This is a genomic window from Vreelandella sp. V005 (genome assembly GCF_052645115.1).
The window spans coordinates 22,711-45,089 of record NZ_JBQXYA010000007.1; the positions used below are offsets into that span (position 1 = coordinate 22,711).

A 22,379-nucleotide genomic window follows, 5' to 3' on the forward strand; every position below is an offset into this window, starting at 1 on the left:
TTTAAACAGGGGCCGTTTGTTTTTAAGGGTTTTAACATGCACTTTAGCAATAGCGTTACGAAACGCGTTAGCGCAGCACCTGCCTTGGGTCGATGGGCTTGCCCCCTTGGCGCAGATCAAACAGCAGATCATAGCGTTGTGTGGCGCTGCTTTGCCCGACTTCACAAAGCGCATCACCCGCGCTTACTTGCTTGCCTACCTCGACTAAAATGCGATCACACAGCGCATACACGGTTTGTAGGTTGTCGGCATGGTGGACGATCACGACTTCACCTAACTGACGCATGCCATCAGCAAAACGTACTTCGCCGGAGGCGACGGATTTTGCTTGGGCGCCGGCTTGAGTAGCCAGTAACATAGGCTGCAGCGTGCCACGGCTATCAGGACCGAAGCGACGAACGACGCGATAATCATCCAGCGGCCAGGGCCATCGTCTGGCCGAACTTGGCAGTGCTTGGCTGGGCGCACTACTGGGTGTGGCAGCGGGACGGCTAGCGTTAGCTGAACCGCTGCTGCTGGATGCGCTTCGTGGCGCAGAACCGCCAAGAGGCACGCTGACCACCTGGCCGACGCGAAGGTTAGTAGGGGTCGCGCTAGGGTTGGCGCTCTGTATGCGCCCACTGGTGGTGCTAAAGTGGCGGGCCACGCTTGAGAACGTATCGCCCGGGCGAATTTGGTAACGATAAGGGCCGCCCGAGGGCGCGCGCTCTTGCTGCGTGGGGATCAAGAGTCGTTGGCCTACCTCAAGGCGCCGTGCATTCACGCCGGGGTTGAATCGTTGTAATCGCTCTAACGGGACATTAGCCCGAGCCGCCATTTGTCCCAACGTATCACCGCGCTGCACTTGTACCCAGTTGCCACTAATCTGAGCCGTACTTGGAACCGCCGCACGCTGCGATGAAGATTGTGGGGCACTGGCACAGCCGACAAGCATTCCGACTAGTAGACACGAGCTGATCAAGCCAATCAGTCGTGATGGGTGCTGCCGTCCAACAGGCCATCTTTTTCCCGCCAGAGTGAATTGATCCATGTGTGGAAACGTTCCTTATGCTGCTTTTCGTCGTGGTTATTAGGTGCGTACATCCACTGGGGAATAGCTAATTGCCTTGCGTGCAGCGTAATAGGTGCTTCATTGCCGCACAAAAAACCCCAAAAAGTAGGGGAGGGATTGGTATAGCTTATTGTCACATCCAGAATACCATCTAACTGACTGCCTAGCAGGCTAAGAACTTGCGCGACGCCCCCCGCTTTAGGGCGTAATAAATGGCGGAAAGGACTTTGCTGGATGTCGCGCTTAGCAACGCTAAACCGCGTGCCCTCCACAAAATTGAAAATCGCAATGGGCGCATTACGTGCCTGCTGGCACATCCGCTCGGTAGAGGCGCGGTCAATCGTTGCAAGTTTAGGGTTCTTCGCTATTTGTTCGCGGCTAAAACGGCGCATGAAGGGAAATTCTAGCGCCCAAAAAGCCAAACCCACGATAGGAATCCAGATTAATTGACGCTTCAGAAAAAAACGCGGCATGGGAATACGCCGGTGTAAGGCCATAAACAGCATGAAGATATCGGTCCAACTGCGGTGGTTGGAGATCACTAGCCACCACTGCTGAGGGCTCAACTGCTCGGGAACCGTAATGGTGACGTCAGGTTTTAACCAATGGTGCATCCACCACAGGTTGAAACCAATCCAGTTGAGCGCCACGCTATTTAACCCCCGCAATACCTTCTGTTTCAGCCGCTGACCGGGCGCAATGACTTTGAGCAGCGTTAATAGAATCAGCGGTACGCCCCAAAATAGCGTGTTGAGCGTTAGCAGCAGTGCGCTGACAAGCCCCTTTAAAATAGGCATACCACGTTTCCTTACCGTCAGACGAATAGCGTAATATTGAATGCTAAATGATCCTAGCCACGCTGCCCAGCATAAACCCCGCTTACTGCATCACCTTAATGACGATTTAGTTTAGTGATGGCTTAATCGAGAGCTAGCGAAGGTGCTTGAACGGTCTTGAGTAATACAGTGCGAAGCGCGTGGGCGGCAACGGATAGCTCTTGATGCGTCAAAATACCTACCCGGCATGAGATCGCAGGCGCTGTCAGTGGGATGCAGCGCGCTCCCAGTTCATGCATTTGGCGAATACACATGGAAGGTACTGCACTGACACCCAAACCGTCGGCCACCATCCTACCTACGGTGGAGAGCTGGTGGCTTTCAAATGCCACTGGCAGTTCCATTGCTTGTTTTCGCAGCTCTTGTTCAAGTAAACGGCGTACCATTGACGGGCGTTGAAGAGTGATGAAGTCGTGTCCAAGAAGCGTCGACCAAGCTAGCTGTGAAGCCTGATTTAGTGAAGACGTTGGGGGCACCACGGCCACAAAATGATCTTCAAACAGCGGGGTGAAGAGCAGGCTCCCCGTGCCTTCGGGTGAAAAGGCGATGCCCATCTCTACTTGACGAGAACGCACCATTTCAGTGACTTCCTCATTGATGACATCGTGCACTGTAATATTGATTTTCGGGTATTGTCGTCGGAAGTTGACTAACGCTGCAGGTAACAAGTTACAGGCGAAGGCAGGCATGGCAGCGACACTCAGTCGCCCCAGTTGGAGGGTGAAGCGTTGGCGTAAGCGCTCTTCGGTATTGTCCCACTGGGCCAGCAAATGTTTGGCTAACGGTAGCAGTGACTCGCCTTCAGGGGTTAGCCTAACGCTTCGAGTACTGCGGATTAACAGCTTGCCTCCCAGCGACGCTTCCAGCCCCTTAATCGCCAGGCTCAGTGCTGGCTGAGATAAATGCAGGCGCTCGCAGGCTTGAGTAAAACTGAGCGTTTGGGCGACTACCAGAAAGGCGCGAAGCTGCTTGACCGTCATAAAATGCCTTTTATTATTTTTACAAATAAATTGATAAGAAAAACAAACTTAACAAATATATCATCTGGTACAACACTGGCACTATCTTTAGATGCGGTTATGCATCATTGGCAGCTTACACAATGACCACTCCTATCAATGACAACAACGTGAGGCACGACAATGGCAGGATTCGATAAGCGAGTAGCTTCCTACGAAGAAGCAATGGAAGGCATCGAAAGTGGTATGACCATCATCGCTGGTGGCTTCGGCTTATGCGGCATTCCAGAAAACCTGATCGCCGAGATCAAGCGCCGTGCGGTTAAAGACCTCACCGTAGTGTCGAATAACTGCGGTGTGGATGGCTTTGGCCTGGGGATACTGCTAGAGGATCGCCAAATCAAAAAAATTCTGGCGTCTTATGTCGGCGAAAATGCCTTGTTTGAGAAGCAGATGCTCAATGATGAAATTGAGGTGGTGCTGACGCCTCAAGGCACGTTGGCGGAAAAAATGCGTGCCGGAGGCGCGGGTATCCCCGCTTTTTATACCGCCACCGGTTACGGCACGCCGATTGGTGAAGGTAAAGAAGTTCGGGTCTTTAATGATCGCCACTATATTTTAGAAGAGGCCATTATTGGTGATTTTGCCATCGTAAAGGGTTGGAAAGCGGACCGTTATGGCAATGTCATGTATCGCCATACGGCACAAAATTTTAACCCCATGGCCGCCACGGCGGGAAAAATCACCGTGGTTGAAGTTGAAGAAATTGTGGAGCCGGGAGAGCTCGAGCCCAGCCAGATCCATACCCCAGGTATTTATGTGGATCGGATTATTCAAGGCACCTTTGAAAAGCGTATCGAAAAACGCACGGTACGCAGTTAAGTCTTTCTCAAAACTTAACGTACAGAAGTCTCTCTCGCTTCTCATTTAACGATTCAACAAGAGGTAGTCACCATGGCTTTAACACGTGAACAGATGGCCCAGCGCGTCGCACGCGAACTTCAAGATGGCTTTTACGTCAATTTGGGGATTGGCATTCCCACGCTGGTGGCCAATTATATTCCGGACGGTATCGATGTCATGCTGCAGTCCGAGAATGGACTGCTGGGCATGGGCCGTTATCCCAGCGAAGAAGAGCTCGATGCGGATATGATCAACGCGGGTAAAGAGACCGTAACGGCGCGGCCTGGCGCGGCGATTTTCTCTTCAGCTGAATCGTTTGCCATGATTCGTGGTGGTCATGTGGATTTGACTGTACTGGGCGCATTCGAGGTAGACCAGCAGGGCAATATCGCCTCATGGATGATCCCCGGCAAGCTTATCAAAGGAATGGGCGGCGCCATGGATTTGGTCGCCGGTGCCGACAATATTATCTGCACCATGACCCATGCTTCTAAACATGGCGAATCCAAGTTGCTGGAAAAATGCGAACTGCCGCTGACAGGGGCCGGCTGTATTAACCGAGTGCTGACCGACTTGGCTTATTTGGAAATTAAAGACGGCGCGTTTATTCTAAAAGAGCGTGCGCCGGGCGTTAGCGTTGAAGAAATCGTCGAAAAAACAGCAGGCAAACTCATTGTGCCGGACCATGTGCCCGAAATGACGTTCGATACCTAATAAGCCAATTTATCCTATTTAATTGAATCACATGCAAAAAATGGGACGCTGGCTGTTGAACGTCAGTGTCTCACGCCATTTCACAACGTGTGTGTGCGGGTAGCAGCACATCTACTAAACGCTCGTTATTGTGCGTTATCTGTTGTTGCACTAGGGCCAAGCCGCCCAAGCACAGGCGATGCTCATCCCCATCGGCGAATACGGCTTTCTGTGGTGTCGTTGGGTAGAAACGATGCTCTAAAAGCGACGACACGGTAAAAACGCCATTTTGTTGCCCTTGAAGGCTTGGCATTCCCACCTCGTAAAGACGTTGATCCAGGCATTCTAATGACTCGCCAAGCTGGCCACAGTCGAACCCGGCATGATGCAGGCGAGGGCCCATGACTGCAATCCAGGCGGCTAGCGGGTGGGCTTGCTGCAATTGTTGATAAAGCGCCCACGAAGGCATTGGCCAGGGCCGACCGCGGCAGAGCAAGTTATGCCCTTTGCAGTCCTGTGGGTGCGACTCACGCACAAGCCCTTCAATGGCTTCACGCGGCGCTTTCGAGAGGGTGCCAATTTGCAATTCTGCCAGCACCAACCAGCTACTGCCATCGCTTGGGGCCAATAAATGGACTAATAGTCCTTTATCCGCCATGGCGTAATGACCGACAGCACGGTAGCCCATGTGCGCTAGGTTGCCGCTTAATGCCGTGGCAGAAAATGGGCCATGGTTGAGTGTGACCAACGTTAAATACTCTGCAGCGGTCGATAAAGGCCATAGCCTCAAGGCGCCAATGCCGGGATGGGTGTGTACATAGTCAAGCCACAACTGCTGAACGAACTCCTGACGCTGCATGGTGAACTCCTTGCCCAAACGTGGCACACCTAGCGTGAGCCATTGAGTAACTGCTCAGTATTATAGGCAAGCTAGGTAGGCAAGGGTTCAACGGCTATTAACGAGCGTTTTAACGCCCGCGTGGTCCTGACCGCTTTTACTCTTAAACGGCAAGGAGCTGTTTGTCGCGGACAAACTGGTCAAACTCGGTAAAACCACCGACATGGGTTTGATCGACAAATACCTGCGGTACGGTATGAATAGGTTTACCCGCCGTCTTGGCAATGTCTTCTTTGGTAACGCCTTCCGAGGGCATATCAATATAGCGGTATCCTTCGATTTTACCCGCTTTTTCCAGGTGGTCGGCAAGGTGTTTTGCACGAACACAGAAAGGGCATGACATACGACCAAAAATAACCACAAACATAGGTGGAGCTCCTTTACGATAAGCAAAATAAAATACAAAGTGGTGAGTAACCGGAGAACGAGTAACCGGTAAACGGCTAACTGGTGAAATAGCGGCATAGGTTGCCCGCTAACGCTATGCCCATTGTGGAGGAGCAGTCCTTATTTCGCCAATAGCAGCTCGCTACATTAGCCATTGACACCCGTTATTACTTGGAAAAAATAACCACGAATGTATACGCTGACTGCTGACGAATACGCCTGCCTTGCTGAGCTGGCAAAGGTGTATCGTGATGTGCACCTAGCCCAGATCAAGCAAAAGCAGGGCTGGAACCCGCGCTTAGGAATTGATGCGCTATGCTTTCAGCATTATGGCGCTGAAAGCATGTTGGGGGCCTTGATTACCCCTTGTGAGCTTTGGCTGGTAGTAGTGCCTCACCAATCCTCCCTTACGGCCCCCTTGGCTGATTCACTAACGCTGTTGTTGCCTTCAGGCACCTACCGGCTCGCTCTTGAGCATTTGCCTGGCGGGTATGCCATCTATAAACGGGTGATTTTGCAAGATCTAGAAGAGCTCGAGAATATGCAGGAAGCCGCTAGGCTGGCCCAGCAAATGATGGCGCGTTTAATGCAACCTACTGATGCGCATGACGCTTAACCACGCACCGCTATACTAAACGTATCTTTCGCACACATATGAAAAGGAATTGCCTATGACTTCCTCATCTGTTTCAACGCCGCGTGTAGCGCTGGTAACCGGGACCAGTAGTGGTATCGGCGCTGCGGTTGTGAAGCATTTTTGCCAACTAGGCCATCAAGTGCTGGCTGTCGATTTTAATCCGGCGGGTAAAGCGGTGGCTGAACAGGCTGGCGCCGCCTTTTTTGAAGCCGACCTAACCGATCCGGATGCCTGTCGTGCCGCGGTGGCCGATGCCGTTAAGCGTTTTGGTGGTGTCGATATCTTGGTGAATAACGCCGGCATTCAGCATGTAGCTTCGATCGAGACGTTCCCCGAAGAGAAGTGGCGTCAGATTATGGATCTTATGCTAACGGCGCCCTTCCTGCTCACTCAGGCGGCCTGGCCGCATATGCGTCAAAAAGGATGGGGACGAATCGTTAATGTAGCGTCAATCCACGCTCAAGTGGCATCGCCCGGTAAAGCCGCTTATATCAGCGCCAAGCACGGCATGATCGGCTTGACCAAAACCGCAGCGTTGGAAGGCGGCGAACAAGGCATCACGGCTAACGCGGTATGTCCGGCCTATGTGAAAACGCCGTTGGTGGATAATCAAATTGCTGACCAAGCGAAGTTGCATGGTATGGACGAGCAGGAAGTAATTGAGAAAGTCATGCTCAAGCAGGCGGCGATCAAGCGCCTCATCGACCCTGAGGAAGTGGCGCAACTGGTCGCCTACCTAGCATCCGACGCTGCCGGTGCGGTAACCGGCTCAAGCTTCAATATTGATCTCGGTTGGACGGCGCATTAAGAGGCTGTTAACGACGCACTGGGCGTTTTTGTAATTTGCGTTGCAAGGTACGGCGGTGCATGCCCAGTGCTCGGGCGGTGGCAGAAATATTGCCGTCATGTTCCTGGAGCACCTTCTGGATGTGCTCCCAGGTGATACGGTTAATTGAGGGCGGATTATCTGCCAGCTCAATATCAGGGTCGCCACTTTGGCGCTCGAAAGCCGTGAGCACGTCGTCAGCATCGACTGGCTTGCAGAGGTAATTGACAGCACCCAGCTTGATAGCCTCAACGGCAGTGGCAATGCTTGAGTAGCCGGTCAGTACCACAATGCGACACTGAGGCGAGATAGCAAGCAGCTCGGGAAGTAGTTTTAAACCGGAGCTATTTTCCAGTTTTAGATCGAGAGTCGCCATGGTAGGCATGTGCTGGGCAGCCATCGCCAGGGCCTGCTCAGCATCATGAGCAACAATAACCTCGTAACCACGCCGCGTTAAAGCGCGATTTAGCACATGACAAAACATTTCATCGTCATCAACAACCAGCAGGCGTTGCTCTCGCGTTTGCATGTCGTCCTCAATCCAGTAAAGGAAATGCGCGGGGCTTTCGGGTCTAATGAGGCGCCGCGCAACGGGGCAGCGTCACTTCCGTTAGCGTACCGCCTTCCGGGTGATTATACAGGCTTACACCGCCCCCGAAGCGATTGATAGTGGCATGGGTTAAAAACAATCCAATGCCCATGCCTTTACTTTTGGTAGAGATGAACGTTTCCCCTAACTGGTCGGCAATCGACATGGCCACGCCAGGGCCATGATCGCGGATATCAATCACTACGCTCTCATCCTGCCAGTCCAAGCGAATCGAAATCTGCTCGGGGTTAGCATCGGCGGCGTTGTTCAATAGATTCGTCAACGCTTGGTCAAGTGTGGCGTCAACAGCCAACCAGGGTCTGCCACGCTTTTCGGCCACTTCAAACTGATGGCTAACATCAGGCCTGAGCACTAGCCAGCGTTGCACTACGCCTGCAAGCCACTCTTCTGCATCGAGCACTTCGGGTTCCGCCATACGGCGTCGGTCAGCATTCGAGACTAGGTTTTGCAGCCGTGATTTACATACGTCCACCTGCTGACGCAGTAGGGTAATATCCTCATTTAAGTCAGAATCCGGTGCTGCGTCAGCCTGCATTTCCTTGAGCAGTACCGCCATGGTAGAGAGCGGCGTTCCCAATTCGTGCGCAGTGCCTGCCGCCTGGGTAGCCACTGCTAATACCTGCTCATTACGAAGTGCGGCTTCACGCGTGCGGGAAAGTGCCTGATCCCTGCTACGCAGGGCATGGGCCATTTTGTAAATAAAAAAGGTCACCAAGCCCGCGGAGAGACCAAAGTTTAGCCACATGCCCAATATGTGCAGGCTAAGCGGGCTGTCGCTATTAATATGGCCCAGCTGGGGGATGGAATAGTAAGAGAACATTAAAAACGTATAACCCGCCATCGCGCAGCCCGCAATAATCCAGGCATGACGCCAGGGTAGGGTGGCCGCGGCAATGGTGACGGGCACCAAATAGTAAGTAATGAAGGGGTTGGTGGAGCCGCCAGAAAAATAAAACAGCAGTGTAAGGCCTGCAATATCAGCCAATAGATGCAGTAAATACTCTAAATGGGTGACCGCCCGCGGACGGCCAAGCCGCCACCAGGTAGCGATGTTAAGGGCGCCCATTGCGATGACCACGCTGACCACCGCCGTTACCGGCAAATCGAAGGCGAGTAGTTCGACACCCACGATAATGGCCAGTAAAAAACCGGTCCAGGTGATGCCGCGTACGATAGTGAGCCGCACTAAGTTGCGGTTAGGCGTCGAGAGGGGAAGGGGTAGCGCCGTCGGCATGATGAGCTTACTTGGTCCTGTTTTTTAGGCCATGAATAACAAATTTAATAAACAGGGTCATGACGTAGGTGGCCCAGCCAGCAGAGGCCAGGATATTGAAGAGCAGCATTTTAGGCGGTAACCAGGCACTGCCTAGCAGGGCTTCGAGCATGATGTGAAAGAACATCGCTAGCAGCAGCGGCAGCGCTAAGATATGTATCCACATATCGGTACGGCGTTTGCGGATATGATAACGACCCAGCAAAAAACGCAAGGGGCGATGTGCCCAACTGAACACTACAAAAGCACCCATGACTAATAGAATGCCAAGAGTGGGTTCCGTACTGCCCATATGCACCGACAGCGAAATTGACCAGGCAAGGCTTAACCATAGCACGCCCTCTAGGCTGGCAATGACATCCGCATAGCTTCGCACATTCTGCATAAACAACCGGATCCTCAACGTTAAAAGCGAGCTATCAACCCTAGCCGTTAATACGGGTTCATTAAGAAAATTGCCATTATGATACGACACTTGGGCGTCGCTGTGGTGCTTAAGCGGTGGATTTATCCGATCGCGCAATGGCGTATACTGTCGCTACCCACTTTCCCACATCACTTCAGTACAGGACTCGCCGTGGACACTGTAACACTGACTCGCCCCGATGATTGGCATCTTCATTTACGTGATGATGAGGCGCTGAAAGCGGTCGTTGGCCATACCGCTGCACAGATGGGACGCGCCATTATTATGCCTAACCTGACGCCGCCTATCACCACCACCTCTCAAGCGATCGCTTACCACGAACGTATTTTAGCTGCTTTGCCAGCGGGCAGTGCTTTTGAACCGTTAATGGTGCTCTACTTGACGGATACCACCGCCCCCGAAGAGATCGAGCGCGCGGCACAAAGCGGCCTAGTAAAAGCGGTCAAGCTTTATCCTGCGGGCGCCACCACGAACTCGGATTCCGGTGTGACAGACCTGGCTCATTGCGATGCCGCAATTGCCAAGATGGTCGAGGTCGGCATGCCACTATTAGTGCACGGTGAGGTTACCAGTCCTGAGATTGATATTTTTGATCGCGAAGCGGTATTTATTGAAAATGTGATGAAGCCGTTACTGGCGCGCCACCCAGCGTTGAAAGTCGTATTTGAACATATTACTACCCAGCAAGCCGCTGAGTTCGTTGTTCAAGCACCCGACACCGTGGCCGCTACCATTACTGCGCATCACCTACTGTTTAATCGCAATAAAATGTTGGTCGGAGGCATTCGGCCTCACTACTATTGCTTGCCCATTCTCAAGCGTGAGCAACATCGCCAGGCGCTTTTAAAAGCGGCTACCAGCGGAAGCCATAAGTTCTTTTTGGGAACCGATAGCGCCCCTCACTCTCAGGGTGCAAAAGAATCTAGCTGTGGCTGCGCCGGCGCGTATACCGCCCCCGCTGCTATCGAGCTATACGCCACCGCTTTCGACGAAATGGGTGCCTTAGACAAGCTGGAAGCGTTTGCGAGCCTTAACGGGCCACATTTTTATGGGCTGGCGCCTAACGCTGACACCATTACCCTAGAACGCCGCGAGTGGCGGCTGCCGACGAGTTATCCCTATGCGCAGGGGGAGACGATTATTCCGCTGTTAGCGGGGGAGGCGCTTGGCTGGGCCATGAAGGCCTAGCCTCAGTAACCTGCCCTGTGTAATAGGCCCCGCCGGTATTGTCTTGCCGGCGGGTCAATATGCAGAGGTTTAGCGCTAGTCTTTGCTAAGCTGCTTCAGCATGTGATCGACCATTCGCGATGAGTGGTCGGCAGCCATTTCCAGAAACTCATCAAAGGAAAGGTGATTGTCGCCGCTGCCGGGAATGTCCGAGAGTGCACGAATCACTACGAAAGGACATTGATAGAGATAGCAGGTTTGCGCAATGGCGGCACCTTCCATCTCAACGGCCAGCATGGTGGGGAATTGAGCACGGGTTGCTTCGACGCGGGCAGGGTCAGCCATGAATGCGTCGCCTGTGGCGACCAATCCTTCGCGCACGTTGACCTCGCCCAGCGAAGCGATAGCACTACGCGCGATGTCGCGGAGTGCTGAGTCGGCCTGATAGGCAGCAGGCATTCCCGGCACTTGACCTATCTCATAGCCAAATACCACGGCGTCAACGTCGTGATGGCGCACTTCATCAGAGATGATCACATCGCCAATGGCGAGGTCGGTGGCAAACCCGCCGGCAGAACCGGTATTGATAATAGCGTCAGGTTGATGTCGCTCCAGCAATATGGCGGTACCTACCGCAGCGTTGACTTTACCAATTCCCGACTGCAACACGATGACCTCAAGGCCATAGCGGGTGCCCGTGTGAAAAATAAAGCCTGCATGCTCATAGCGTTCAGCATTGTCTAGCTGACTGGCTAGGGAGCTTACTTCTTGCGCCATTGCGCCAATAATACCAATTCGCTTCACTGGGTCTTTCTCCTCCATTAAGGGGGTAAAATTAACTCAGGCGTGATCCTGGGGGGCTAAGTCGTGCTGCTCAGCGGCTTCAAGGGTGTTTTCCAGCAGCGTCGCTACGGTCATTGGCCCAACGCCTCCCGGCACTGGAGTGATATAGCTAGCGCGTTTTGCGGCGGTGGCAAAATCCAGGTCGCCTTTGAGCGTGCCATCCTCTTGGCGATTAATGCCTACATCAATCACGATAGCGCCTGGTTTAATCCACTCGCCCTGAACGATACCTGGCTTGCCCACCGCCACGACCACAATGTCCGCGCGGCTAACGTGGTCTTTAAGGTTTTGGGTAAAACGGTGACATACGGTCGTTGTACAGCCCGCTAACATCAATTCAAGCGCCATCGGTCGTCCGACAATGTTAGAGGCGCCCACCACCGTGGCATCCAGCCCGCGTAGCGCTATATCGCTTTGCGCCAGTAAGGTCATGATGCCTTTGGGTGTGCAGGGGCGTAATGCCGGCATGCGCTGTGCTAAACGGCCAATGTTATAGGGGTGAAAGCCATCCACATCTTTGTCAGGACGAATACGCTCTAAAATAGGGCCAGCATCTAGGTGTTTGGGAAGTGGCAGTTGAACCAAAATGCCATCTACAGCCGGATCGTTATTGAGTTGGTCAATCAGCGCTTCCAATTCGTGCTGCGAGGTCGAGGCGGACAAGGCATGCTGAAAAGACATTATCCCTGCTTGTTCACAGGCGCGATGCTTATTATTGACATAAACTTGAGAGGCGGGATCATCGCCTACCACAACTACGGCTAGGCCCGGTGCTCGTGCGCCTGCATCTTTTCGTGCGGCTACCTTTTCGGCAACCTGTTGGCGAACAGTAGCAGCGATGGCTTTGCCATCGATTAGTTGGGCAGTCATGTAGAGAAATCCCTGTGGATATGGAAAAGGCCTAGGCGGTGTCTTAAAGCCTTTTATCGGCTTGGCATTCAAGGCAGCACCTAGTGTCGCTAGCGCAGGCGACTGCGCGTTCTAAGCCTGCAATTTTCGCACGCTAGGGCATCCAGGCAAAGCGCCTTCACCAATAATCACTTTAATGGTTGACTTTAAAATTAAAAATAGTAATATATGCCTCGCTTGAGACGGGCCAAGCGGTAGCGTCTAGGGTGATTAAATCGGGATGTAGCGCAGTCTGGTAGCGCGCCTGCTTTGGGAGCAGGATGTCGGGGGTTCGAATCCCTCCATCCCGACCACACCTAAACGTGAAAGGTAGTAGTTTGCTTTTCCAAGCTTTGGTTGTGGTCTAGTGCTCATCAGTATTCGTTATTTCTGAATGCTATTTGTGCGCCCATAGCTCAACCGGATAGAGCAACGGCCTTCTAAGCCGTAGGTTGCGGGTTCGATTCCTGCTGGGCGTGCCACCTAATTCAGTGGTAACAACCTGTCAGTGAATCATATCTTCAAGCATGCAATGCCTGTTTCTACGTAAGATTGTCTATGGTGGGTGTAGCTCAGGGGTAGAGCCCCGGATTGTGACTCCGGCGGTCGTGGGTTCAAATCCCATCATCCACCCCAGTGACAATGTTTGCGTTACCCTTTTTAGGTTGTGGTGGGTGTAGCTCAGTGGTAGAGCCCCGGATTGTGACTCCGGTGGTCGTGGGTTCAAGTCCCATCATCCACCCCATTACCCCAGCAATTTCCCTTCCCTGTTTTTTTTGCTCTATTAATTTCTTTATATAGTATTTATGCCCTTCATTGGGATTTTGACGTTTCTGGCTTCCTGGTTTATTTACCTTATTGCTAATGCGGCATCACTTTATCCCTGCGCATAGTCAATTTCTATTCCTTGCCGTGTGTCTAAGCATGTCAGTTAATAGTGGAGTCTTCCTTTTTAATTATTTTGGCAGCTTTTGTTGCTGAAAAAGCTCGCTAAAATAGTGATAACCACTGTGTTAATGCGGATGTTTTGGTGATATTTTTCAAGTAGTTATTTTGTCCGTTAAGTGGTTTTAAATCGGTAAACAGGAGTACACCAAAATGGCGCGTCAAACGGTAGTTCTGGGTGCAGGTATGGTGGGTGTCAGCATTGCTTGGCATCTGCGCCAGCGCGGTCACGATGTTACCGTAGTGGATCGCCTACAACCTGGCCGAGAAACCTCGTTTGGCAATGCGGGTATTATTCAGAGAGAAGCCGTCAGGCCTTATCCATTCCCACGGGACGTCAAAACGCTCTTGAGCGTGCTGCCTAACCGTCGAGTGGATATTCGCTACCGCCCGGCGGGCATGTTAAATGCCGCTTCCCCGCTAGTGCGTTACTGGATGAACTCGGCGCCGAAGGCTTATCAGAAAATCGTGCCGGAATATGCGTCGTTAATTCAGCTTTCTCTGCAGACCCACGGTCCAATGATTGAGTCTGCTGGAGCGGAGCACTTGGTGCGTAAACAGGGCTGGCTCGAGCTTTACCGTACGCCGGGAAAAATGACAGCACGTCTGAAAGAGGCGGAAGAGGCGCGGCGCCTTTATGGGGTTCAATTCGAGCAGCTAGACCGCGCTGAGCTTGAGGCCAAAGAGCCTTCTTTAAGCGATGCCATCATAGGAGCTATCCACTGGCTAGACTCATGGACAGTGGCCGACCCGGGTGCATTGGTCGCCGCCTATGCCGAGTCGTTTAGTAATGGGGGCGGGCGCATTGTGCAGGCCGATATCGCTTCTGTTCAGCAGGTGGGAGAGCGTTGGCAAGTGAGCACTACTGCAGAAACGCTAGAAGCAGACGATGTTGTTGTAGCGCTGGGACCTTGGGCGGGTAGCTGGCTGAAGAAGCTTGGCTATCATTTCCCTAGCTTTGTGAAGCGTGGCTACCACATGCATTATGCGACGCAAGCAGCGGCCAAGCTGAACTACTGGGTCATGGATGCAGAAGTTGGCTATTTGCTGGCGCCGATGAATGCCGGTATTCGTCTAACTACCGGCGCTGAGTTGGACCGCCTTGATGCGCCTGCCGATGTTAATCAATTGGGCGCAGCCGAGAAAGTCGCCCGCAGTGTGTTCCCATTGGGAGAGCGCCGTGATGAAGCCCCGTGGAAAGGGGCAAGGCCGTGTTTACCCGATATGAAACCGGTGATTGGCCCGGCACCGCGTCATCCAGGGCTATGGCTTGCGTTTGGCCATGGCCATCAAGGGTTTACTCTGGGGCCAGCGACGGGGCAACTGATGGCTGAGATGATGGAAGGCGAGTCAACGACTATTGATATGGCACCATTTCGCGCAGATAGATTTTAAGCAGTGTTGCCTTTGCTAATGGTTTTATCGATTAAGCCGATAGTAGTAAAAGTGAGTAGTAGAATGGGTATGTTTTTTTTGCGCCTGAACTAATGCTTTGCTAGTTTATAAGTACATTCGCACGCCACGAGGTGGAAATATGGATGTTGGGATCAGTAGTGCAGTCAGCGCTTCGCTGTATATGAACCAAGCGCAAACCGCCGAACAGGCTCAAATGCAGGTATTCAGAGACGCGTTGGATACCCAGTCTCAGCAAGTCACCGAGGTTCTAGCATCTGCAGACACCGGCGCTCAGCCCGACTTGGCTAGAGAAGGCAATGTAGGCACCCAAGTAAATACCTACGCCTAATCATTTTTTACGCTCAAGAAGCAGCGCCATTAGGCGCTCGCTATCTCAAAACGCTGACTTGCTCAGCGTTTTTTTTGGTCGCTTGCATGGGTTGTGCTATTGACGCCATTCGCGACAACCACCGCCTCCAGGCGTTACAATTACCGTAATGGAATTGCTTAACGCGCGGTGGCCAAGTGTTGGAGTGCTGCGCTGGGTACCTATATTTGAAGAGGCATAATGAAAGAGACTCAATTAGCCCGTGAAGCAGAGCTTCGCAGGACCTTCGCTATTATCTCGCACCCGGACGCCGGTAAAACCACGATCACCGAAAAAATGCTGCTATTTGGCAACGCCATTCAGTTAGCAGGCTCGGTCAAAAGCAAACGTAATGATCGCCACGCGACGTCTGACTGGATGAAGATGGAGCAGGAGCGGGGAATTTCGGTGACAACCTCGGTGATGCAGTTTCCCTACGGTGGGCGCATCGTCAACTTGCTGGATACCCCAGGTCACGAAGACTTTTCTGAAGATACTTATCGTACGCTCACGGCGGTTGACTCGGCACTGATGGTGATCGACGGCGCTAAGGGTGTTGAAGACCGCACCATTAAACTGATGGAAGTGTGTCGTCTGCGGACAACGCCCATCCTCACCTTTATCAATAAAATGGACCGTGACATTCGCGACCCTATTGAGGTGATGGATGAGGTTGAAACGGTACTCAATATTCAGTGCGCGCCGATGACTTGGCCGATTGGTATGGGGCGCCACTTCAAGGGCGTTTATCACCTCTACAATGACGTGGTCCATCTTTACACTCAGGGGCAGGGTAGCCGAATCCCTGAAGATAAGCGCATCGAAGGCTTAGATAATCCCGAAGTCGATGCTGTGCTAGGGGAAGAGCAGGCGGAAGAGCTGCGCATGGAAGTGGAGTTGGTGCGCGGCGCGTCTCATGAGTTTGATCTGGAGGCTTACCGTTGCGGCGAGCTTTCACCGGTCTATTTCGGCACCGCGATGGGTAACTTCGGGGTACGTGAAATGCTGGATGGCTTTGTTGAATACGCGCCACCGCCCCAGGCCCATGAAACCGATACCCGAGTGGTGACTTCTGAAGATGATCGCTTCACCGGGTTTGTGTTTAAAATCCAGGCCAATATGGACCCCAACCATCGCGACCGCATCGCATTCTTACGCGTCTGCTCGGGCAAATACGAAAAAAACATGAAGATGCGCCACGTACGCATTGGCAAGGATGTCAAAATTGCTGATGCGCTGACCTTCATGGCCTCTGACCGCTCGCAGGTGGAAGAAGCGTGGCCTGGTGACATTATCGGTCTGCACAATCACGGTACCATTCAGATTGGCGATACTTTCACTGTTGGTGAGGATATGCGCTTTACCGGTATACCTCACTTTGCTCCAGAGCTCTTCAAGCGGGTAAGGCTGAAAGATCCGTTAAAAATGAAAGCGCTTCAAAAAGGCTTGCAGCAACTGTCTGAAGAGGGTGCAACCCAGGTCTTTATGCCGATGGATAATAACGATCTGATTCTCGGCGCGGTGGGTACGCTACAGTTTGACGTGGTCGCGCATCGCTTGAAAGAAGAGTACAAGGTCGATTGCCTCTACGAAGGCGTCAACGTGCAGACTGCCCGCTGGGTCTATTGTAAGGATGCTAAAAAGCTCGAAGAGTTTAAGCGCAAGGCCAGTGCTAACCTGGCAATTGATGGTGGGGGCTACCTTACCTATATCGCGCCAACCCGAGTTAACCTGCAGATGACCCAGGAGCGCTGGCCGGACATTCGCTTCCAACCCACTCGTGAACACTAAGCATTGCTATGTTGATTGATGCGCATTGCCATCTCGATTTCTCTCAGTTCGATCCTGACCGCGCTGAGGTATTTGAGTCTGCCAAGGCGGCGGGTGTAGCGCGTTTTGTGGTGCCAGGTACCACCCGTACCCGCTGGCAACACGTGCTGGCGCTGGGCGAGCGGGGTGACACTGCTGTGTGCCTAGGGCTTCACCCGTACTTTATTCAGCAGCATCAAGAGGCCGACATCGAGGCGCTCGACCAAACCTTGAGCAAGCACCCTGAGGTTGTTGCACTAGGCGAGTGTGGTATTGATGGTCGCTTTAGCGACACGCTGGATGCCCAATGGCACTATTTTGATGCCCAGTTAAAGCTCGCAAAGCATCACTCTCTGCCGGTAGTGGTGCACTGTGTTCATGCTAACGATAAGGTCGCCAAGCGACTTCGCCAACTTGCGTTACCTCAAGCTGGATTAATTCACGCCTTCTCAGGCTCTCTTGAGCAGGCGGAGAAGTTTCTCGATTTGGGGTTCAAGTTGGGACTGGGCGGCGCGGTCACTTATGAGCGTGCCAAACGGCTGCAGCGAACCGTTAAAGCACTGCCTGATGATGCGTTCGTACTGGAGACCGACAGCCCTGATATGCCGCTTAGTGGCTACCAGGGCAGGCGGAATGAGCCCTGTCGGGTGGCACAGGTATGCCAAATAGTGGCTACCCTGCGCGGCCAAACGGAGGAACAAGTCGCGCGCTTGAGCAGCCACACCGCCACGACGCTTTTTGGCTTACCTAACGCTTAGCAAATGCTAGCCGTTGAGGCGTACTGCCAACTGCTCAGGGTCAACCCGCTCGATCGTATAGGGCAGCGGTAACAGAGACGCAGGTGCCCCCGCTAAAAAGAGCGGCACTGTTTCTTCGGTGACCTTAGTGCTCATCACCGCAAGCAGTTCGACGCCACCTTGCTCGTTGATGGCGCTGACCACCACTTCGCCCACCGCTTTATCGTCCCCGTTCGTAAGGCTGGCGCCTACCTCCGGTAGTGTAGCCGTCTCAATACTGATAGGCAGCAGACGCTTTTTTACCTGACCGCGAAAGTGGGCCCGCGCAACGACTTCCTGACCGGTATAGCAGCCTTTCTTAAAGCTAATCCCGCCCAAGGCTTCCCAATTGAGCATTTGCGGTAAAAAGTGATCCTGCTGCGCGTCGGTCAGCCACGCTAAGCCGCTGCGAATATCTTCAAGTTGCCATGCGTTGCGATGCGTATCGTCGTCCGAGATCGATAGTTCGTCAGCGTGGATAGCGTTATCGAAACATACCAGCCAACGTGGTGTCTTACCGGGGTAACGCAGTGCAAAAACCTGCTCGCTGCTGGTGTGGGTGCCAATCTGCTCAGGAAGGTTCTGCTCAGAAAGGTTCAGGCCAAGTTGGTCAGTCAATGCTTGGTGATTGCCGTCGGTGCCAATGAAAGTGAGATTGGGTAGGGCCGTCAGTTCAACCTTATAGAAAGCGGCGAATTTTTTAAGATGATTGGCTAGGCTATCTAAGAGGGTGCTACTTAACAGCAGTCGGTAATGGTCGTCCCCCATGAGCAGCAACTGGGCGTTGGCCAGCATGCGCCCTTTCGGCGTGCAAAAGCAGGTTAGTGGCGCAAAGTGCCCATTGGCCAGACTGACCTGCGCGCTCGTCTGCCCTTGGAGAAACTTTTCTGCATCGGCGCCTTTTACGTCCAGTGCCGCTAGGTGAGTAAGGCGGACGCTGCCAAGGGCGGCATTGCTTGAGGTAACGGTCGCCATAAAAACTCCTGATCAAAATAGTGAGATGCTTGCCATGGTAAGCATGCGGGCAGAAATGTGTGTCGTAGTGCCTTTAAGTGTGGGCATTGAGCATTAATTGCAAGGCACTATTAGCGTGCTAGACTCCTTCCTTCGCAGGAGTCTTGCATAGGTCAATAGGCAGGGAAACGGTATGGCGCAGCAATCATTAACGTTCCAGGGTGTTAAATCGGTCGAGCAGGTGAACAAAATTACCACCGCGCTCATGATGCTTGATGGCGTAGAAAGCGCCGAAGTGGGGCGCCACGGCGCCGACGTAGAAGGCCGAGCAAAGCGCGAATCGCTCATCAACGCCATTGAAAAACTCAAGCTTGGCGTCAAGGTATCCTAATGCATATCCCCATTACCGTTATTAGCGAACGTAATCATGCCTTCAGACAGTGTGTAAAAGTCGATGGGCTGGAGGATTTGTACGCCGATGTGCCCCCCGTCGTTGGCGGCGAGGGGAGCGCGCCTGATCCTCACGACTACTTCGATATTGCCCTGGGCACGTGCAAGGCTATCACGGTAAAAATGTATGCCAAGCGCAAGGGATGGCCACTTGAAGGCGTGACCGCCACGGTACAGCGTGATGATAGTCAGGAAAGGAAAGGCCTGTATCGGCTGGAAGTCGCGCTAACTTTGCACGGTATTCACGACCCTGAACAGCGCGCCAGGCTTGAAGAAATCAGCCACCGCTGTCCGATTCAGCGATTAATGACGGAATCGACGGTTGAGATCGCGACACGACTTGTTTAGTTACCACTTATCCCGTTTCCCCTTTTTGGAGTACCGATGAGCAAAGCCTTTCGATTACAGTCAAAATTTCAGCCTGCCGGTGATCAGCCTGCCGCCATTAAAGGGCTGATTAGTGGCCTGGAATCTGGGCTTGCCCACCAAACGCTCCTCGGCGTGACGGGCTCCGGCAAAACCTTCACCATGGCCAATATCGTTGAGCAGCAACAACGTCCGACGATTGTGATGGCGCCCAATAAGACCCTGGCGGCCCAATTGTATGGTGAGTTCAAGGCGTTTTTCCCGGATAACGCGGTGGAGTATTTCGTTTCTTACTACGATTACTACCAACCGGAAGCCTATGTGCCTTCCTCTGATACCTTTATCGAGAAAGATGCCTCCATCAATGATCATATTGAGCAGATGCGTCTCTCCGCCACTAAGGCACTGCTGGAACGCCGCGATGCGCTGATCGTCGTCTCTGTTTCAGCTATCTACGGTCTGGGTGACCCGGATCAGTATCTAAAGATGCGCCTCCACTTTACGCGAGGTGAGCTGATCGACCAGCGCGCGTTCCTGCGCCGGCTAGCCGAGCTGCAATACACCCGTAACGACATGGATTTTCGGCGCGGTACTTATCGCGTCCGCGGAGACGTGATTGATATCTTCCCCGCCGACTCCGATGAAGAAGCGGTGCGTGTGGAGTTGTTCGATAGCGAGATTGATACGATTCGCCTGTTCGACCCGCTAACGGGGGCCGTCAAGGGCGAGGTACCGCGCATGACGATTTATCCTAAATCACACTACGTGACGCCACGGGAAACCATTCTTGGCGCCATTGATGCCATTAAAGAAGAGCTTAAGCAGCGACTTGAGTGGATGCGCAAGCATGAGCGCTTGGTTGAAGCGCAGCGCCTGGAACAGCGCACGCTCTACGATATTGAGATGATGTTGGAGCTGGGGTACTGCAACGGCATTGAAAACTACTCACGTTATCTATCCGGTCGTGCCCCTGGCGAGCCACCGCCGACATTTTTTGATTACTTGCCCGATGACGCACTGCTGTTTATTGATGAGTCGCACGTCAGCGTGCCCCAGGTAGGCGGCATGTACAAAGGCGACCGTTCACGGAAAGAGACCTTAGTGGAGTACGGTTTCCGGTTGCCTTCAGCGCTAGATAACCGGCCCATGAAGTTTGAAGAGTGGGAGGCGATTTCCCCCCAAACTATTTTTGTTTCTGCCACCCCTGGCCGCTATGAAGGCGAGCATGCTAGTCAAACCGTTGAGCAGGTAGTGCGCCCCACGGGACTGCTGGATCCTGAAATCGAGGTGCGCCCGGCCAGCACCCAGGTTGATGATTTGCTTTCGGAGATTGGCCTGCGCACGGCGGTGGGCGAGCGGGTGTTGGTCACCACGCTCACCAAACGCATGGCGGAAGACCTGACCGAGTACTTTGATGAGCACGGTATACGGGTTCGTTACCTGCACTCGGATATCGATACCGTTGAGCGTGTCGAGATCATTCGCGACCTCCGTTTGGGTAAGTTTGATGTGCTGGTGGGCATTAACCTGTTGCGTGAAGGATTAGATATTCCCGAAGTCTCGCTGGTGGCCATTTTAGATGCCGATAAAGAGGGCTTTTTACGTGCGGAGCGCTCGCTGATACAGACCATTGGTCGGGCTGCCCGTAACGCGCACGGTAAGGCGATTCTGTATGGCGACCGCATTACTGACTCAATGCGCAAAGCCATTGATGAAACCGAACGTCGCCGGGCGAAGCAAACTGAGCACAACGTGGAGCACGGTATTACGCCCACGACGGTCACACGTTCGGTGGCTGATATCCTTGAAGCCGCCCAGGCGCCCGGCAAGAAAAGCAGCCGTCGGCGCGGCAACGAACGCAAAGTGGCGGAAAATAGCGCCGAGTACGATGTGTCCACCATGAACAAGCAGGATCTGTTGGGGGCGATCAGCAAGCTCGAAGATGCCATGTTTGAAGCTGCGCAAAACCTGGAGTTCGAGGAAGCCGCGCGACTACGTGACCAGCTCCATCAAATGAAAGAAAAACAGCTGGCGCTGGGCTAACGGGATGCCCGAAGGCCCAGAAATCCGGCGTGCGGCAGACCGTGTAGCGCAGCAGATAGGCGGGCGGGTCATTGAAAAAGCCTGGTTTGCCTTTCCAGAGCTTGCAAGCCAGGCAGACTCTTTTATTGGCGTTCAGGTGGCACGGGTAGACACGCGTGGCAAAGCGATGCTGATCCGGTTTGCTGATGAGCGCGTGCTTTACTCCCATAATCAGCTCTATGGTGTTTGGAAGCTTCATAGCGAGGATAAACCGCCCGCCACGAAACGCACGTTACGCGTTCGGCTAACGGCAGAAGGGCGCTGTGCTAGCCTTTACAGCGCTTCAGATATATCGCTTTGGCATAGCGATAACCTCGCCGAACACCCTTTTTTGGCTCGTTTAGGGCCTGACTTATTAAGCCAGGAAGTAACCCCCGCGGATGTCCTTCAGCGGTTGCAACTAAAGCGTTTTTACCAGCGCAGCTTGGGCGCACTGCTGCTTGATCAAGGGTTAGTGGCAGGGCTGGGCAATTATCTGCGCTCTGAAATTCTCTTTTTTACTCAATTGCCCGCCAGCGCGCGGCCAGTAGACCTCACCCCAAGGCAGCAGCAGTCCCTTGCACGCTCAATTATCGAGACGACTCGGCGAGCTTACCAAACCGCCGGCGTAACCAATGCAGAAGCGTGGATTGAGCAGGCTAAAGCAGCGGGCGAATCACGCAAGCAGTGGCGTTTTGCAGTGTTCGATCGAGCCGGACTTGAGTGCCACCGCTGTGGGTCGGTCATCGAGCGCCAAATGGTGGGATCGCGCAGGCTCTATTATTGTCCGAAGTGCCAATCCCAAGCCAAGGGATAGCCTGTTAATTAGTCAATGTCTTCGTCCAAACCAAATATTTA

General features: G+C 53.2%; 24 protein-coding genes and 4 tRNA genes. 17 read left to right on the forward strand and 11 right to left on the reverse strand.

Features of this window, described 5'->3' with window-relative positions:
- Positions 1–67: 67 nt before the first annotated feature.
- The 3 genes from ACUN8H_RS14800 to ACUN8H_RS14810 all read right to left on the reverse strand — a co-directional run bounded on the left by ACUN8H_RS14800 (position 68) and on the right by ACUN8H_RS14810 (position 2,867).
- Entirely contained in the window at positions 68–934 is an 867-nt protein-coding gene (locus tag ACUN8H_RS14800) for a LysM peptidoglycan-binding domain-containing protein (protein ID WP_445533013.1), read from the reverse strand.
- Positions 935–966: 32 nt separating this feature from the next.
- Positions 967–1,848 (reverse strand): acyltransferase, encoded by an 882-nt coding sequence (locus ACUN8H_RS14805; RefSeq protein ID WP_445532835.1) that lies wholly within the window; start codon positions 1,846–1,848, stop codon positions 967–969.
- A gap of 122 nt (positions 1,849–1,970) precedes the next feature.
- Positions 1,971–2,867, reverse strand: coding sequence for a LysR family transcriptional regulator (locus tag ACUN8H_RS14810; protein WP_445532836.1), 897 nt, complete (start codon positions 2,865–2,867; stop codon positions 1,971–1,973).
- A 162-nt stretch (positions 2,868–3,029) separates the two neighbouring features.
- Between ACUN8H_RS14810 and ACUN8H_RS14815 the strand changes: the two genes are divergently transcribed.
- Together ACUN8H_RS14815 and ACUN8H_RS14820 are read left to right on the forward strand one after the other, a co-directional pair.
- Positions 3,030–3,728, forward strand: coding sequence for a CoA transferase subunit A (locus ACUN8H_RS14815; protein ID WP_445532837.1), 699 nt, complete (start codon positions 3,030–3,032; stop codon positions 3,726–3,728).
- A 72-nt stretch (positions 3,729–3,800) separates the two neighbouring features.
- Complete coding sequence (locus ACUN8H_RS14820) at positions 3,801–4,463, forward strand: CoA transferase subunit B (RefSeq protein WP_445532838.1); 663 nt, start codon at positions 3,801–3,803, stop codon at positions 4,461–4,463.
- Positions 4,464–4,533: 70 nt separating this feature from the next.
- Here the strand turns inward: ACUN8H_RS14820 and ACUN8H_RS14825 are convergent, their stop codons facing one another.
- On the reverse strand, positions 4,534–5,301 hold the full coding sequence (locus ACUN8H_RS14825; protein ID WP_445532839.1) for a DUF1338 domain-containing protein: 768 nt from the start codon (positions 5,299–5,301) through the stop codon (positions 4,534–4,536).
- Between the two features lie 142 nt (positions 5,302–5,443).
- Positions 5,444–5,707 carry a GrxA family glutaredoxin gene (locus tag ACUN8H_RS14830; RefSeq protein WP_445532840.1) on the reverse strand — a complete coding sequence of 88 codons (264 nt, stop codon included), beginning with the start codon at positions 5,705–5,707 and terminating at the stop codon, positions 5,444–5,446.
- A gap of 210 nt (positions 5,708–5,917) precedes the next feature.
- Between ACUN8H_RS14830 and hybE the strand changes: the two genes are divergently transcribed.
- Both hybE and ACUN8H_RS14840 read left to right on the forward strand, forming a co-directional pair.
- Positions 5,918–6,343: a [NiFe]-hydrogenase assembly chaperone HybE gene (gene hybE / locus ACUN8H_RS14835; protein WP_445532841.1), complete on the forward strand. Its 426-nt coding sequence runs from the start codon at positions 5,918–5,920 to the stop codon at positions 6,341–6,343.
- A 55-nt stretch (positions 6,344–6,398) separates the two neighbouring features.
- A complete protein-coding gene (locus ACUN8H_RS14840; protein WP_445532842.1) occupies positions 6,399–7,172 on the forward strand; it encodes a 3-hydroxybutyrate dehydrogenase in 774 nt (257 codons plus the stop codon).
- Between the two features lie 7 nt (positions 7,173–7,179).
- Here the strand turns inward: ACUN8H_RS14840 and ACUN8H_RS14845 are convergent, their stop codons facing one another.
- The 3 genes from ACUN8H_RS14845 to ACUN8H_RS14855 are packed head-to-tail and all read right to left on the reverse strand — an operon-like array spanning position 7,180 to position 9,458.
- The gene (locus ACUN8H_RS14845; RefSeq protein WP_445532843.1) at positions 7,180–7,719 is read right to left on the reverse strand and encodes a response regulator transcription factor; all 540 of its coding nucleotides are present in this window, start codon (positions 7,717–7,719) and stop codon (positions 7,180–7,182) included.
- Between the two features lie 43 nt (positions 7,720–7,762).
- Positions 7,763–9,034 (reverse strand): ATP-binding protein, encoded by a 1,272-nt coding sequence (locus ACUN8H_RS14850; RefSeq protein ID WP_445532844.1) that lies wholly within the window; start codon positions 9,032–9,034, stop codon positions 7,763–7,765.
- A 7-nt stretch (positions 9,035–9,041) separates the two neighbouring features.
- Positions 9,042–9,458 (reverse strand): hypothetical protein, encoded by a 417-nt coding sequence (locus ACUN8H_RS14855; protein WP_445532845.1) that lies wholly within the window; start codon positions 9,456–9,458, stop codon positions 9,042–9,044.
- A 192-nt stretch (positions 9,459–9,650) separates the two neighbouring features.
- Here ACUN8H_RS14855 and pyrC point away from each other — a divergent pair, with 192 nt between their 5' ends.
- A complete protein-coding gene (gene pyrC, locus ACUN8H_RS14860) occupies positions 9,651–10,688 on the forward strand; it encodes a dihydroorotase (protein ID WP_445532846.1) in 1,038 nt (345 codons plus the stop codon).
- 75 nt (positions 10,689–10,763) lie between these two features.
- Here pyrC and mtnN read toward each other — a convergent pair whose 3' ends face one another.
- Both mtnN and folD read right to left on the reverse strand, forming a co-directional pair.
- Positions 10,764–11,471, reverse strand: coding sequence for a 5'-methylthioadenosine/S-adenosylhomocysteine nucleosidase (mtnN, locus tag ACUN8H_RS14865; RefSeq protein WP_445532847.1), 708 nt, complete (start codon positions 11,469–11,471; stop codon positions 10,764–10,766).
- A gap of 36 nt (positions 11,472–11,507) precedes the next feature.
- Positions 11,508–12,380 (reverse strand): bifunctional methylenetetrahydrofolate dehydrogenase/methenyltetrahydrofolate cyclohydrolase FolD, encoded by an 873-nt coding sequence (folD, locus tag ACUN8H_RS14870; RefSeq protein WP_445532848.1) that lies wholly within the window; start codon positions 12,378–12,380, stop codon positions 11,508–11,510.
- Positions 12,381–12,635: 255 nt separating this feature from the next.
- On the opposite strand from folD, the gene ACUN8H_RS14875 reads away from it, so the two are divergent.
- The 8 genes from ACUN8H_RS14875 to ACUN8H_RS14910 all read left to right on the forward strand — a co-directional run bounded on the left by ACUN8H_RS14875 (position 12,636) and on the right by ACUN8H_RS14910 (position 17,672).
- A tRNA-Pro gene (locus ACUN8H_RS14875) sits at positions 12,636–12,712 on the forward strand.
- 91 nt (positions 12,713–12,803) lie between these two features.
- Positions 12,804–12,880 (forward strand) — tRNA-Arg (locus ACUN8H_RS14880).
- 79 nt (positions 12,881–12,959) lie between these two features.
- Positions 12,960–13,034 (forward strand) — tRNA-His (locus tag ACUN8H_RS14885).
- Between the two features lie 34 nt (positions 13,035–13,068).
- Positions 13,069–13,143, forward strand: a tRNA-His gene (locus ACUN8H_RS14890).
- A gap of 353 nt (positions 13,144–13,496) precedes the next feature.
- Positions 13,497–14,738 carry an NAD(P)/FAD-dependent oxidoreductase gene (locus tag ACUN8H_RS14895; RefSeq protein WP_445532849.1) on the forward strand — a complete coding sequence of 414 codons (1,242 nt, stop codon included), beginning with the start codon at positions 13,497–13,499 and terminating at the stop codon, positions 14,736–14,738.
- A gap of 139 nt (positions 14,739–14,877) precedes the next feature.
- Complete coding sequence (locus tag ACUN8H_RS14900) at positions 14,878–15,087, forward strand: putative motility protein (RefSeq protein ID WP_445532850.1); 210 nt, start codon at positions 14,878–14,880, stop codon at positions 15,085–15,087.
- Positions 15,088–15,306: 219 nt separating this feature from the next.
- Positions 15,307–16,896 carry a peptide chain release factor 3 gene (locus ACUN8H_RS14905; RefSeq protein ID WP_445532851.1) on the forward strand — a complete coding sequence of 530 codons (1,590 nt, stop codon included), beginning with the start codon at positions 15,307–15,309 and terminating at the stop codon, positions 16,894–16,896.
- A gap of 8 nt (positions 16,897–16,904) precedes the next feature.
- Complete coding sequence (locus ACUN8H_RS14910) at positions 16,905–17,672, forward strand: TatD family hydrolase (protein WP_445532852.1); 768 nt, start codon at positions 16,905–16,907, stop codon at positions 17,670–17,672.
- Between the two features lie 6 nt (positions 17,673–17,678).
- On the opposite strand, the gene ygfZ is transcribed toward ACUN8H_RS14910, so the two are convergent.
- Positions 17,679–18,665, reverse strand: a complete 987-nt coding sequence (gene ygfZ / locus ACUN8H_RS14915) for a CAF17-like 4Fe-4S cluster assembly/insertion protein YgfZ (RefSeq protein ID WP_445532853.1) — start codon at positions 18,663–18,665, stop codon at positions 17,679–17,681.
- A gap of 172 nt (positions 18,666–18,837) precedes the next feature.
- Here ygfZ and ACUN8H_RS14920 point away from each other — a divergent pair, with 172 nt between their 5' ends.
- From ACUN8H_RS14920 to nei, 4 genes are read left to right on the forward strand one after another with little or no spacing between them, the layout of a single operon-like run.
- Positions 18,838–19,035 carry a hypothetical protein gene (locus ACUN8H_RS14920; RefSeq protein ID WP_445532854.1) on the forward strand — a complete coding sequence of 66 codons (198 nt, stop codon included), beginning with the start codon at positions 18,838–18,840 and terminating at the stop codon, positions 19,033–19,035.
- On the forward strand, positions 19,035–19,442 hold the full coding sequence (locus ACUN8H_RS14925) for an OsmC family protein (protein WP_445532855.1): 408 nt from the start codon (positions 19,035–19,037) through the stop codon (positions 19,440–19,442). Before ACUN8H_RS14920 ends, ACUN8H_RS14925 begins: the two co-directional genes overlap by 1 nt.
- Positions 19,443–19,478: 36 nt before the next feature.
- Entirely contained in the window at positions 19,479–21,503 is a 2,025-nt protein-coding gene (gene uvrB, locus ACUN8H_RS14930; RefSeq protein ID WP_290694249.1) for an excinuclease ABC subunit UvrB, read from the forward strand.
- Between the two features lie 4 nt (positions 21,504–21,507).
- Entirely contained in the window at positions 21,508–22,338 is an 831-nt protein-coding gene (nei, locus tag ACUN8H_RS14935) for an endonuclease VIII (protein WP_445532856.1), read from the forward strand.
- Positions 22,339–22,379: the final 41 nt, after the last annotated feature.

What these genes read in the sequence shown, in the direction of transcription:
- ACUN8H_RS14800 (WP_445533013.1), bottom strand. Translation starts at nt 934, where the DNA reads ATGCTTGTCGGCTGTGCCAGTGCCCCACAATCTTCATCGCAGCGTGCG.
- ACUN8H_RS14805 (WP_445532835.1), bottom strand. Translation starts at nt 1,848, where the DNA reads ATGCCTATTTTAAAGGGGCTTGTCAGCGCACTGCTGCTAACGCTCAAC.
- ACUN8H_RS14810 (WP_445532836.1), bottom strand. Translation starts at nt 2,867, where the DNA reads ATGACGGTCAAGCAGCTTCGCGCCTTTCTGGTAGTCGCCCAAACGCTC.
- ACUN8H_RS14815 (WP_445532837.1), top strand. Translation starts at nt 3,030, where the DNA reads ATGGCAGGATTCGATAAGCGAGTAGCTTCCTACGAAGAAGCAATGGAA.
- ACUN8H_RS14820 (WP_445532838.1), top strand. Translation starts at nt 3,801, where the DNA reads ATGGCTTTAACACGTGAACAGATGGCCCAGCGCGTCGCACGCGAACTT.
- ACUN8H_RS14825 (WP_445532839.1), bottom strand. Translation starts at nt 5,301, where the DNA reads ATGCAGCGTCAGGAGTTCGTTCAGCAGTTGTGGCTTGACTATGTACAC.
- ACUN8H_RS14830 (WP_445532840.1), bottom strand. Translation starts at nt 5,707, where the DNA reads ATGTTTGTGGTTATTTTTGGTCGTATGTCATGCCCTTTCTGTGTTCGT.
- hybE (WP_445532841.1), top strand. Translation starts at nt 5,918, where the DNA reads ATGTATACGCTGACTGCTGACGAATACGCCTGCCTTGCTGAGCTGGCA.
- ACUN8H_RS14840 (WP_445532842.1), top strand. Translation starts at nt 6,399, where the DNA reads ATGACTTCCTCATCTGTTTCAACGCCGCGTGTAGCGCTGGTAACCGGG.
- ACUN8H_RS14845 (WP_445532843.1), bottom strand. Translation starts at nt 7,719, where the DNA reads ATGCAAACGCGAGAGCAACGCCTGCTGGTTGTTGATGACGATGAAATG.
- ACUN8H_RS14850 (WP_445532844.1), bottom strand. Translation starts at nt 9,034, where the DNA reads ATGCCGACGGCGCTACCCCTTCCCCTCTCGACGCCTAACCGCAACTTA.
- ACUN8H_RS14855 (WP_445532845.1), bottom strand. Translation starts at nt 9,458, where the DNA reads ATGCAGAATGTGCGAAGCTATGCGGATGTCATTGCCAGCCTAGAGGGC.
- folD (WP_445532848.1), bottom strand. Translation starts at nt 12,380, where the DNA reads ATGACTGCCCAACTAATCGATGGCAAAGCCATCGCTGCTACTGTTCGC.
- ACUN8H_RS14895 (WP_445532849.1), top strand. Translation starts at nt 13,497, where the DNA reads ATGGCGCGTCAAACGGTAGTTCTGGGTGCAGGTATGGTGGGTGTCAGC.
- ACUN8H_RS14900 (WP_445532850.1), top strand. Translation starts at nt 14,878, where the DNA reads ATGGATGTTGGGATCAGTAGTGCAGTCAGCGCTTCGCTGTATATGAAC.
- ACUN8H_RS14905 (WP_445532851.1), top strand. Translation starts at nt 15,307, where the DNA reads ATGAAAGAGACTCAATTAGCCCGTGAAGCAGAGCTTCGCAGGACCTTC.
- ACUN8H_RS14910 (WP_445532852.1), top strand. Translation starts at nt 16,905, where the DNA reads ATGTTGATTGATGCGCATTGCCATCTCGATTTCTCTCAGTTCGATCCT.
- ygfZ (WP_445532853.1), bottom strand. Translation starts at nt 18,665, where the DNA reads ATGGCGACCGTTACCTCAAGCAATGCCGCCCTTGGCAGCGTCCGCCTT.
- ACUN8H_RS14920 (WP_445532854.1), top strand. Translation starts at nt 18,838, where the DNA reads ATGGCGCAGCAATCATTAACGTTCCAGGGTGTTAAATCGGTCGAGCAG.
- ACUN8H_RS14925 (WP_445532855.1), top strand. Translation starts at nt 19,035, where the DNA reads ATGCATATCCCCATTACCGTTATTAGCGAACGTAATCATGCCTTCAGA.
- uvrB (WP_290694249.1), top strand. Translation starts at nt 19,479, where the DNA reads ATGAGCAAAGCCTTTCGATTACAGTCAAAATTTCAGCCTGCCGGTGAT.
- nei (WP_445532856.1), top strand. Translation starts at nt 21,508, where the DNA reads ATGCCCGAAGGCCCAGAAATCCGGCGTGCGGCAGACCGTGTAGCGCAG.